Source organism: Thermostichus sp. MS-CIW-37, assembly GCF_054060065.1.
Map to the genome: position 1 here is coordinate 1 of NZ_JBSSCV010000047.1, position 10832 is coordinate 10832.

A 10832-nucleotide genomic window follows, 5' to 3' on the forward strand; every position below is an offset into this window, starting at 1 on the left:
TGACCTAGATAAGTGGCGTGGGGCAGGAATGCCTAACCGTGAGGTTAGGAAGCCCGCGCTGTACCCGTAGGGTCAGCGTCGGGAGGATGTCACTCTCTGCTTCGCTTTCCCCAATGTCTTCTCCCCATTCACTGGCGACCTTGCTATCTGATCCAGGGGATCCCTTGCCGATCCAGACTCCATCAACGGTCTCGGAATTGGCCGGAATCTTAAAGGAGTGCCAAGGGCGGAAAGTGCTGCCGCTGGGGCAGGGGAGCAAGTGGGGCTGGGCCCACTCTGTGGAGCCGGTGGATCTGGTTCTCAGCACGCGCGGCTTACGCCGGCTCATCGACCATGCGGCTGCTGATCTCACCGTCACGGTGGAAGCTGGCATGACTTTGGCGGAACTGCAACACATCTTGGCCGAGCGGGGGCAATGGTGGCCGGTGGATCCCCTCTATCCGGAGCGGGCTACCCTGGGGGGCATTATTGCCACTGCCGATACAGGTTCTCTGCGCTGGCGTTACGGTGGGATCCGCGACTTGCTACTGGGCATGACCTGGGTGCGGGCGGATGGGGAAGTGGCCAAAGCGGGCGGGCGGGTTGTTAAGAATGTTGCCGGCTATGACCTGATGAAGCTGTTCACTGGATCCCTGGGCAGCTTGGGAATTTTGACCCAGGTGAGCCTACGGCTTTACCCGTTGCCGGCAGCTCAGTCTACTTTGCTGGCCATAGGATCTTTGCCGGAGCTGGAGGTTTTGTGTCGGCAGGTGCTGACCGGCCCGGTTAACCCTGTGGGGGTGGATCTCTGGCTAAGGGCAGAGGGATCCCAAGTTTGGCTCAGCTTTCATGGATCGGAGCGAGCAATCGCCCAACAGATGGCCCAAACGCGGCGGCTGGCCCCTGCAGGGCTGACTTTGCAGGAAGTGAATCCCGACTCTCTGCCCCTGCCTCAACCCGGCTCAGGGGCGGTGCTGGCCAAGTTCGGGTGCCTGCCCAATCAGAGCCTGGCAACATTGGAGCAGTTTCAAACCCTATTCCCTGGGGCTCAGGTGCAACTGCACCGAGGCTGTGGGCTAGGGCGGGCTTGGCTGGTTCAGCCAGAAGTGGGATCCCTGATGCAACTGCAACGCTACCTCAAGTCCGCAGGCGGATTTCTCCTGCTTCTGGAGGCGCCGCCGGCTCTGAAGAGGGCTCTTGCCCATGACTTTGGCCCGGTTGCCAGCCTAATGCGCAAGCTGAAGCAGCAATTTGACCCTGCCGGCACCTTCAGCCCCAGCTTGATATAGGCACTGCCCCTGTCACCGCTCCTTCCCCGGGATCCCTCTGGCCAAACGTCTTGTTCCGGTGCATGATAGATCTATAAGAAATTGAAACATTTCTTAACATCATTTCTCAGTATCTCAGCGTCAAAGCTAGGAGAGGGATCAGCATGAGCATCGAGTGGCAGCGGATACTCCGCGTTGGGGTGGGCTTTTGCCTTGGGCTGTTGATTGCGGTGGGTGGGGGATCCCTGACCTGGGCGCAACCTGCCCTGCCGGTGGTGCCGATGGAGTTGCCCCAGCCGCCTGTGCCGGTCTTGGACTTAGCGGATCAGTTGACCAGCAATCAGGAAGCTCAACTGGCCCAGCATCTGAACAAGTTAGAGCAAGACACCGGCTGGAAGCTGCGGGTGCTGACTCAGTTCGACCAAACACCGGGTCGTCAGGTGAAGGAATACTGGGGCTTGAATGAGCGCAGCGTTCTGATGGTGGCGGATCCCAGGGGGGGCAACTTACTGGCGTTTAATGTGGGGGATGCTGTGCGCGAGATCTTGCCACGTACCTTTTGGATTGAGCTGCAATCTCGCTTTGGCAACCAATTCTATGTGCGGGAGCACGGCACCCACCGCGCCATCTTAGAGACCGTTGATGTCTTGGATCGCTGCTTTCATCAGGGGGGCTGCCGTGTGGTGCCCGGCCTGCCTCAAGAGCAGTGGATCCTGACGCTGGTGACCTCGATTTTGGGGGGGATTGTCCTTGGGTTTGCCGGCAAGCCCCGCCATGCGGAGGAGCTGTTTAACTGGCGTTGGGCCTTGCTCATTTCTCCCCTGTGGTTCATTTTGTTCGGGGCTTTCGGTATCGGCCCGGTGGTCACACGTACTCAGGATTGGATCCCGGTCTTGCGCAACGTCTTGGGGTTTCTGGCAGGGGCTTTGGTGATCTACCTAGCTCCCATTGCTCGCCCGGCAGTGGATCAGCAGTAGCTGACTCGTGAAGTCGGCTGGGCGTCCTTCCCTGCGAGCCCCAGTTCGCAGGGGACAAATGCTAGAATCGGTGAGCAGAAATTGCTGGTGTAGCTCAGTTGGTAGAGCACTCGACTTGTAATCGAGCGGTCGTCAGTTCGAATCTGACCATCAGCTTCTGGTGCCATGGAACTTGGCTCTGCTGTCTCCTCTCGCTGAAGCCGAACTCAGCTTCTACACTGGTGGTTAGATTGGCATTAGCGGGATCCCTGGGTCTTGTTGACAGGAGGCCAAGGCCGATCCCTGCTCAGTTTGGCATACCTACTCAGCCGATTGGGTTGTTCTCCTGATTCTCCTTGGATGTCTATGTCCGGTCTCCCAGCCGCTACGGTTCGTCGATTGCAAAAGCTGCCCCAGGTGCCCTCCGTGTGGGAAGGGGATCGTCACAAGCTCTCAGGATCGCCACCCGTGGGATCCCAAACGGAAGGGGAGTGCATTCTTTGGGTAGATGGCGTTCAGGGCGTGGTACGGGCCATGGAAGTGGTGCCCGCCGATTCTGGCTTTGAGCCGATGGTGCGAACCTTGATTGTGGCCATGGAGCGGCCCCATGCTGCCTCACCTGCTCGCCCCCAGAAGATCATCGTGCGGGATCGAGAGGTGCAATTTTTCTTGCGCGGCATTCTGCACCAGCTGGACATTAAGGTGGAATGCCAGCCGGAATTGCCTCTAATCGATGAGATCCTGCAGAGCTTTGAAGAGGCCAACGAACGGATCCCTCCCCCTCTGCCGGAACACTATGTTGAGTTGCTGGCCGGCAAAGCCCTTACCCTCTGGCGAGATGCTCCCTGGGATTACCTAGAGGATCACCAAATCCTGGCGATCGACCTAAATCACTGGGATATCCAAACCCTTTATGTCTCGGTGATGGGGCGGTTGGGCATGGAGTATGGGGTACTTTTCTATCGCTCGCTGCCCTCCCTCAAACAGTTTCGCCAGGATGCGGGCCAGCCGGATACTCCCGAAGAGATGGAGGAAGCCTTCCTCAGACAAGATTGTCTCTATCTCACATTCCAAGCTCGCAATCCTGAACTTAACGAACTGCCGGATCTGGACTTGGCAGATTTGGATCCTGAGGAAGTTGAGCCGAACTTTGGCACCATTCACCCCCTGGAAGGCTTGCGCGTGACTTTGCAGGAGGACGAGGCAGCGGTCTTATCGGTGGCCCTGGAAGCCTTGCATCGCTTCTTCAAGCAGTACCACCGCAAGCTGGAAGATGACTTTCGCTCCTATCAAGGTCGGTACCGCATTCCCAACCCCCAAGAGAAGGGAGCAACCCTTTCGGTGCAGGTGCGCACTCTGCCGGACGTGGCTGAAGAGCTGCTGGAGCTGGAAGGGGAGGAGGAAGAACCTGCCCAAACCCTGCTGCGGGATGATTTGGTGCCGGAAGGGGCGCAGATAGGTCTGGGGGTCTTGCCGTGGACAACGGTGGAAATGCTGCGGCGCACGGGGCAATGGCATCCCCTCCCCCAAAGCAAGCTGGTGAAAAATGGAGAAGGGCTGCCGGTGGTGATTGTGCGCACCTCTCGATCAAAAGCAAAGCAGCTCATCGAGAATTTGCGTGGGGAAGGTGGGCCGCAAGGCGTTTGTTTCAACACAGGGGTGGATCCCTTCGATGGCGATCGCTACGACCTGGAAATTGTGCAAACGGGCAATCGTGACCTGCACCTGTTTGGGGAGTTTCCCGAAGATGATCCCGTCCACTCCATGGCTCGCAAGCGCTGGGAGCGGCGTTGCCGCGATACGGGTGGCTATTGCGGCTTGGTGGTGGCAATGGGAGTGAATTCTGCCCGTCCAGAGCTGCAAGTGCGCCACATTCTGGCCCTGTTTGAGATGCAGGCTTTGAACCCAACGGGACTGGGACTGGGGCCGATGGTGCGAATTAGCCGAGAATTGCCTTTGCCTTGACCGTCCGGACGGAGGCAGGCCAGGTGCTACCGGTAACCTGGGCAACTTTCTCCCAGCCGGGATCCTCTCTTCCCATCCTCTGGCAGACTCACCCAGCGGTGATCCGGTTTCTCCAGGGATCCACGCTATCTTGGCTCTGGTTCTCTCCTGGGTGCTGACCGGCAAAATAGCTCGACAAAGCATCTCGACAAAGCATACAGTGGCCCTATCATCTGGGGGCTCTGGTATTGACCCTCAGTTTGTGGCAAGTGCTTGGAGTTTAGGGCAAGGGATCCCAAGTATCCTGCCGCCGCAGAGTAGCTTGTCGCAGCCGGGCCAAGTTGGCCGATCCAGTGCAAAAGGCAGCAATACGTAGCTCCTCGATCACGGCGCGAAAGGTGTCCACCACTGCCTGCATCTGTCCTTGGGAGGCGGCGTGTAAAGCGGGGGCGGCCATACCTATCACATCGGCTCCCAGACGGATGGCTTTGGCCGCGTCGATGCCATTGCGGATGCCACCGCTGGCCACCAGGGGTAAGTCCGGCAGTAGGCGACGAATTTCCAGCAGGGACAAAGCCGTTGGGATCCCCCAATCCCTAAAGCTGTGGGCGATGCGTTTCTTGAGAGCATCTGGTTGGCGATGGGCCTCCACCTCGCTCCAACTGGTGCCGCCCGCTCCCGCCACATCTAGGGCCGCCACACCGCATTCGGCCAGCCGCTGGGCTACCTTAGCACTGAGGCCATTGCCCACTTCCTTCACCACCACCGGCACCGGCAACTGCGCCACCAACTGTTCGATGCGGCCATACAATCCACGCCAGTCGGGATCCCCTTGGGGCTGAACCGCCTCCTGGAGAGGATTGAGGTGCAGAATCAATGCATCCGCCTCGATCATCTCCACCGCCCGTCGCGCCTGCTCCACCCCATAACCGTAGTTGAGCTGAACGGCACCCAGGTTGGCCAGCAGCAAAATATTCGGGGCCACTTGGCGCACCTGGTAAGTCCGGGCCAGCTCTGGATGTTCCAAGGCTGCCCGCTGGGATCCCACCCCCATGGCAATGCCCAACTGTTGGGCGGCGGCGGCCAGGTGTCGGTTCAGCTCGTGGGCAGCCTCTGTTCCCCCCGTCATGCTGCTGATGAGCAGAGGGGCCTGTAGGCGTTTTCCCAAGAACTCGCAGCTCAGGTCGATCTCCGACAACAGCAGCTCCGGCAACGCCACGTGCTCAAAGAAAAACCGCTCAAAGCCGGTGCGGATCCCTTTGGCAGCCACATCCTGCTGCAGAACAATGTCCAGGTGATCCTGTTTGCGCTCGGAAATGGGGGGGAGAGAATTGGCCATCGCGTCAGCAGTGCAGAGCCCTTTGGTCTTGGTAGAGATTGTCAGTCTACAACGCCGTGCGCTGCCAATCGCGTTAGCGGGACGGAGTCCTTAGGCGAACAGCATTGCCCGTTCGCGCTAGCGGGACGGAGTCCAAGGTGACTCGCTATCTACAACGACAGCGGTGCGGTTCCCGGTAGGGTGCCGGAGGCATAGCACTGTCGCGTCAGCGGTGCGGAGCACTATGATGTGGGCGGGACCCAACCGGACAGCCATGCAACCCTTGCACATCTTGCTGGCAGAAGGCAACCCTCATCTGCGCAGCTTGCTGTGTTGGCATTTGCAACAGGCCGGACACCAAGTTTGGGCAGCAGAGACCCTTCGCCAGGCAAAGACCCTGCTGCAACACCAGCCCATTCACCTGCTGATTTTGGATGCGGAGCTGTCCAACCGCGGCGGGCTGCAATTGTGCCGGTGGGCCCATCGCCAGTACGATCTGCTGATTTTGCTACTCTCCCACCGGGGATCCGAAGCGGACATCATCGCCGGCCTAGAAGCAGGAGCGGACGATTACCTCACCAAGCCCTTTAGTATGCAACTGCTGGATGCCCACCTTCTAGCCTTGGCTCGGCGACGACAGCGGCATATTCCTCCCACCTTTCTGCAGTATGGGGATCTCAAAATTGACCTGGTGCAACGGCGCATTGCCCTGGCCGGGGAAGGGATCGACCTCACGCCCCAGGAGTTTAGCCTGCTGATGGTGCTGGTGCAGGCGGACGGGGATCCCGTCTCTCGTCTAGAGCTGCTGGAGCGAGCGTGGCCGGATTCCACCGATAACCCTCGCACCGTCGATACCCACATCCTCTCGTTGCGCAAAAAGCTGGAACGGGATCCGCGCCAGCCCAGCTTGATCCACACAGTGCGCAATGTCGGCTACTGCTTTGGCCTCAGCCCCCCGCTGCTTCAGGAACAGAAAACTCTGTCAGCCGCTGCAGGCGATTCAGGATCTGGGCCTCAGCGGCAGCGTCGTGGAGTTGCAGCGTCAGGGGAGGCACCTGCAAATCAATCAATCAAATCCCGCTAGGCAGATTGCGCAGGATCCCAGTCGGGATCGCTCAGTTGCAGCAGAGACCGGCGCACCCGCTGCTCCAGAGCCAGGTTGTGATGTTGGCGGCTGACCTGCAAAGCTGCCTGCAAATCCGATCGCGTAAGCGGGACGGAGTCCTTAAAAGCTGTCGCTTTATCCCCCATATTCCAGTAGGCCAGCCCTCGTCCGTACAACCCATACTCGTCGGAGAGGTCGATGCGGTTCATGTCCGCTTCCAGGCGAAAGGCCCGCTCGTAGTCATCTAAAGCCGCTTTGATCTCCCCCAGCGCATAGAGAAGGTTGCCCCTGCTGTAGAGGACGTTGGGCTGTTGGGGTTCTATTTCTAGGCTGCGGCTGAGGTCGGCAATGGCCTCGTCAAAGTGATCACCACAGGCATAAGCCACACCCCGCTGGTAGTAATGGGCCGAGCTGGGATCCCAGTCAATAGCCTGCGACCAATCGGCCAAAGCCGCCTCCCATTCGCCCAGGTAGCTGTGCAAACGGGCTCGCTGGGAATAGGCAAGTGCTGAGGTGGGATCCAGGCGAATGGCTTCATCCAGATGGGCTAGGGCCAAAGGCAGGGATCCCTGTTGCATGAGCAGGTTGGCCAGGTTGAGGTGGTGGGGAGCACTGGGGTGTAGGCGCACCAGCTCAGCAAATTCTGCCGTTGCTCCTTGGAGATCCCCCTGAGATTGACGAATCAGCCCGCGGTAAAAATAGGGTTCTGGCCGGCGCGGGGCCAACCGGATCGCCTGGCCGAAATCCTCCAGGGCTTGCGACACTTGGCCGAGGGTAAAGTAAGCTTCTCCCCGCAAAATGTAGGCGTTGGTCAGGCAGGGATCCCGTTGCAGAGCCAAGCTGAGCTGTTCAATAGCCCCCGGCACATCCCGGCTCAGCCACCGTTCTCGACCACGGTTGTAGGCCAAGATGGCAGGACGGGTGAAGGCAGAAATGGCCGCTGCACCAGCCAGGCCCATCACCGCCAAAAGGCGATCCTGCCGCCAACTCGCCATGCTCCCCAGCAACAGGGCAACCGCAATCAAGATACGCAAACCGGCAGAGTCGTGGGCTCTGAACATACTGCTCCGCACCGCTGTCGCGAACGCATCCCGCTTTTTCAACTTCTCTCTGATTCTGCCTGATTGGGCAGCAAAAAACGCCGATGAGCTCAAGCCCAAACAGCCCTCGTAGCTCAGACTGGATCAAGAGAGGCGAGAGTGCTTCGGATCCCAGCTCCTCATTAGGCCCAGAGTATCAATCGCAGCTCGTAGGGATCGTGCATGTCGGGGTGGAAGGGGAGCAGGCGGATGGCCAACCCTTGCAAGCCGCTGGCCTCATAGCAAATCTGGCCGGAGAAGATGGCCCGATCCTCCACCGTCTCCACATAGCGCAGGGGGGTCGCCTGTCCCTTCTGAATCTGGCCCTCATCATTGACCGGCCCCTGGTAAGCTTGCACGATCACATCCTGAGGTCGCAGGGATCCCAGCCGCACTTCCACCGTCACGGTAAGGGGATCCCTGGCCATCACCACCTGGTCATCTTGTGCCAAGGCAAGGCCAGCAGCGGGAGCTTTCTTCGGGGTTTCAATTTGGACGTTGAGAACTTGGATGTTGTACCAGTGCTCCTGCAAGTGGCTCTGCCAACGAACGAACTGGCGGGCCGACTCAAAGTGGTCACGGCGCATGCGGTCGAAGTAGTTGCTCAGGGGAATGTAGGCTCGCTGGACGTACTCCAGCACCATGCGCTGCGTGCTGAACTGGGGGCAATTGAGGCGAATCGCCTGCTTCATGCGCTGGATCCACTGGTGGGGTAGGCCATCGCTGCCGCGCTGATAAAAGAGAGGGGCAACCTCCTGTTCCAGCAAGTCGTAGAGGGCATTCGACTCCACCTCATCTTGATAGGCGCGATCCTCATACTCCTCACCGCGGCCAATGGGCCAGCCGGTCTGGTAATAGTCAGCCTCGTCCCACCAGCCGTCCAAAATACTGAGGTTCTGTCCACCGTTGGCTGCCGCCTTCATGCCACTGGTGCCGCTGGCCTCCCGGGGGCGCAAGGGGTTGTTCAGCCACACATCCACCCCGGCCACCATCAAGCTGGTGACATACATGTCGTAGTCCTCAATGAAAACCAAGCGCTGGCGAAACTCCGGCTGCCGCGACACCTGCACGATCTGGCGGATCAGCTCTTTGCCGGGTATGTCGCGGGGGTGGGCCTTGCCGGCAAAGATAAACTGCATCGGGTACTGAGGATGGTTGAGCAAAGCCTTGAGCCGTTCCAGGTTGTGGAACAAAAGGGTGGCCCGCTTGTAGGTGGCAAAGCGGCGGGCAAACCCAATGGTGAGCACCTCGGGGTTGAGGGCCTCAGAGGCCCGTTGGATCTCAGCCGCTGAGGCAGCCCGTTTCTGGAGCTGTTCCATCAAGCGCTCGCGGGTAAAGTTAATCAGGCGGGAGCGGCTGCGCTCGTGGGCCCGCCACAGTTCCCCATCCGGGATCCGATCCACCTTCTGCCAGAGGGGATCCGAAGGGGGAGCCTCTGCCCAATCCGGCCCCAGGTAGCGGTCGTAGAGGGCTTGGTTCTCTTCCCCCACCCAGGTGCGGACATGTACCCCGTTGGTGATGGAAGTAATCGGCACTTCTTCCAGCGGGATCCCAGGCCACAGCCGGCTGAACATCTTGCGGGAAACCGCCCCATGCAGCTTGCTCACACCGTTGACAAAAGAGGCCATGTTGATGGCCAGCACTGCCATGCTGAAGGGAGATTGGAAGTCGCCAGTATTTTCCCGTCCCAAAGCCAAAAAGCGCTCCCGGCTCAGGCCCATCTGGCTGTAGTAGAAGCCGAGGTAGTAATCGATTTTGTCGGGCGGGAATAGGTCGATCCCGGCAGGTACCGGCGTGTGGGTGGTAAACATCTGGCTGGACTTGGCCACCTGCCAGGCCTCTTCAAAGCTCAGCCCCTGCTCCACCATCAACAGGCGAATCCGCTCTACTGCCAAAAAGGCCGAGTGCCCTTCGTTCATGTGGTAGACGGTGGGATGGATGCCAAGGGCGCGCAAAGCCCGCACGCCGCCGATCCCCAGCATGATCTCCTGGTGGATGCGCAGATCTTGGTCGCCACCGTACAGCTCATCGGTGATGTCTTGGTCGTACTGGCTGTTGGGCTCGATGTTGGTGTCCAGAAGATAGAGGGGCACCCTCCCCACCGTCACCTTCCAAATGCGGGCGAACACCTTGCGGTTGGGATAATCCACCTCAATCCGAATTTCTTGACCCTCCGCATCCTTTTGCAGCTCCAGGGGCATGTTAAAGAAATCGTTAATTGGGTAGCGTTCCTGCTGCCAACCGTCGGGGTTGAGGTACTGGCGAAAATAGCCCTTTTGGTAGAGCAAGCCCACGCCCACCAAGGGCAAGCCCAGATCGCTGGCCGCCTTGAGGTGATCCCCGGCCAAAACCCCCAAGCCGCCTGAGTAGAGGGGTAGACAATCCGCCAAACCAAACTCTGCCGAAAAATAGGCGTAGCACTCCCCTTCCACCGCTTGGGCCGAACGATACTTGCGATACCAAGTGTCCTCCTGCAGGTAGCTCTGCAGTTGTTGGCTGGCCCGTTCCAACTGGGCCAAAAAGCCGGGATCCTCCGCCAACTCATCCAGCCGTTCCTGCCGAATCCGACCTAGAAAAGCCACCGGGTTGTGGCTGCAGGCATCCCACAGATCCGGATCCATGCGCCGGAATAGGCTGCGGGTTTCTACGTTCCAACTAAAATGCAGGTTGTAAGCCAGCAAGCGCAGACTTTCCAGCGGAGTAGGCAGGTAGGGAGTGACCTTGAACGTCCGTAGCGGCTTCATAGAGAATCCGGGAAAAGGGTTGGTTCCACTGTCAGGCTACCTTGGCCTCAGCCGGAGGGCGTGGCTTTTTAGCTTGAGTGCTGATTTTTGACATACTCCCCTGCCTTTAGGCAGGGGATTCTGGTTCCTGGTTCTGCGACAGCACTTACCATATCAGGTCTCGCCTCCACGGCAGCGGTGCTCACCTCCCCAGGCGTTCCCTCTTTCGTTCGCGTCAGCGGGACGGAGTTCTTTGGGGAGAGTGGACAGCGTCTTCTTCACCCGGTAGCCACAATGAGAACAGTCCTGCGAGGTGTATTCCGGAGGAGAACTGAGCAGGGCAGAGGTGAGCAAATAGCCGATGGGTGACATCCTCCCGACGCTGACCCTACGGGTACAGCGCGGGCTTCCTAACCTCACGGTTAGGCATTCCTGCCCCACGCCACTTATCTAGGTCATA

Annotated in this window: 7 protein-coding genes and 1 tRNA gene; 5 read left to right on the plus strand and 3 right to left on the minus strand. The window is 59.3% G+C overall.

Features of this window, described 5'->3' with window-relative positions; genetic code table 11:
- The first annotated feature begins 164 nt into the window (after nt 1–164).
- The 4 genes from ACVWYZ_RS13795 to ACVWYZ_RS13810 all read left to right on the plus strand — a co-directional run bounded on the left by ACVWYZ_RS13795 (nt 165) and on the right by ACVWYZ_RS13810 (nt 4168).
- Nucleotides 165–1268 carry an FAD-binding oxidoreductase gene (locus tag ACVWYZ_RS13795; RefSeq protein WP_457467376.1) on the plus strand — a complete coding sequence of 368 codons (1104 nt, stop codon included), beginning with the start codon at nt 165–167 and terminating at the stop codon, nt 1266–1268.
- A 143-nt stretch (nt 1269–1411) separates the two neighbouring features.
- The gene (locus ACVWYZ_RS13800) at nt 1412–2224 is read left to right on the plus strand and encodes a TPM domain-containing protein (protein WP_457395259.1); all 813 of its coding nucleotides are present in this window, start codon (nt 1412–1414) and stop codon (nt 2222–2224) included.
- Between the two features lie 83 nt (nt 2225–2307).
- Nucleotides 2308–2380, plus strand: a tRNA-Thr gene (locus ACVWYZ_RS13805).
- Between the two features lie 189 nt (nt 2381–2569).
- Nucleotides 2570–4168 (plus strand): DUF6930 domain-containing protein, encoded by a 1599-nt coding sequence (locus tag ACVWYZ_RS13810; RefSeq protein WP_457467377.1) that lies wholly within the window; start codon nt 2570–2572, stop codon nt 4166–4168.
- A gap of 259 nt (nt 4169–4427) precedes the next feature.
- Here the strand turns inward: ACVWYZ_RS13810 and fni are convergent, their stop codons facing one another.
- A complete protein-coding gene (gene fni, locus ACVWYZ_RS13815; protein WP_457467378.1) occupies nt 4428–5486 on the minus strand; it encodes a type 2 isopentenyl-diphosphate Delta-isomerase in 1059 nt (352 codons plus the stop codon).
- Between the two features lie 253 nt (nt 5487–5739).
- On the opposite strand from fni, the gene ACVWYZ_RS13820 reads away from it, so the two are divergent.
- Nucleotides 5740–6549, plus strand: a complete 810-nt coding sequence (locus tag ACVWYZ_RS13820; RefSeq protein WP_457467381.1) for a response regulator transcription factor — start codon at nt 5740–5742, stop codon at nt 6547–6549.
- On the opposite strand, the gene ACVWYZ_RS13825 is transcribed toward ACVWYZ_RS13820, so the two are convergent.
- The gene (locus tag ACVWYZ_RS13825) at nt 6546–7631 is read right to left on the minus strand and encodes a tetratricopeptide repeat protein (protein WP_457467379.1); all 1086 of its coding nucleotides are present in this window, start codon (nt 7629–7631) and stop codon (nt 6546–6548) included. The genes ACVWYZ_RS13820 and ACVWYZ_RS13825 overlap by 4 nt on opposite strands.
- A 161-nt stretch (nt 7632–7792) precedes the next feature.
- The gene (gene glgP, locus ACVWYZ_RS13830) at nt 7793–10393 is read right to left on the minus strand and encodes an alpha-glucan family phosphorylase (protein WP_457467380.1); all 2601 of its coding nucleotides are present in this window, start codon (nt 10391–10393) and stop codon (nt 7793–7795) included.
- Between the last annotated feature and the right edge of the window lie 439 nt (nt 10394–10832).

What these genes read in the sequence shown, in the direction of transcription:
- ACVWYZ_RS13800 (WP_457395259.1), top strand. Translation starts at nt 1,412, where the DNA reads ATGAGCATCGAGTGGCAGCGGATACTCCGCGTTGGGGTGGGCTTTTGC.
- ACVWYZ_RS13810 (WP_457467377.1), top strand. Translation starts at nt 2,570, where the DNA reads ATGTCCGGTCTCCCAGCCGCTACGGTTCGTCGATTGCAAAAGCTGCCC.
- fni (WP_457467378.1), bottom strand. Translation starts at nt 5,486, where the DNA reads ATGGCCAATTCTCTCCCCCCCATTTCCGAGCGCAAACAGGATCACCTG.
- ACVWYZ_RS13820 (WP_457467381.1), top strand. Translation starts at nt 5,740, where the DNA reads ATGCAACCCTTGCACATCTTGCTGGCAGAAGGCAACCCTCATCTGCGC.
- ACVWYZ_RS13825 (WP_457467379.1), bottom strand. Translation starts at nt 7,631, where the DNA reads ATGTTCAGAGCCCACGACTCTGCCGGTTTGCGTATCTTGATTGCGGTT.
- glgP (WP_457467380.1), bottom strand. Translation starts at nt 10,393, where the DNA reads ATGAAGCCGCTACGGACGTTCAAGGTCACTCCCTACCTGCCTACTCCG.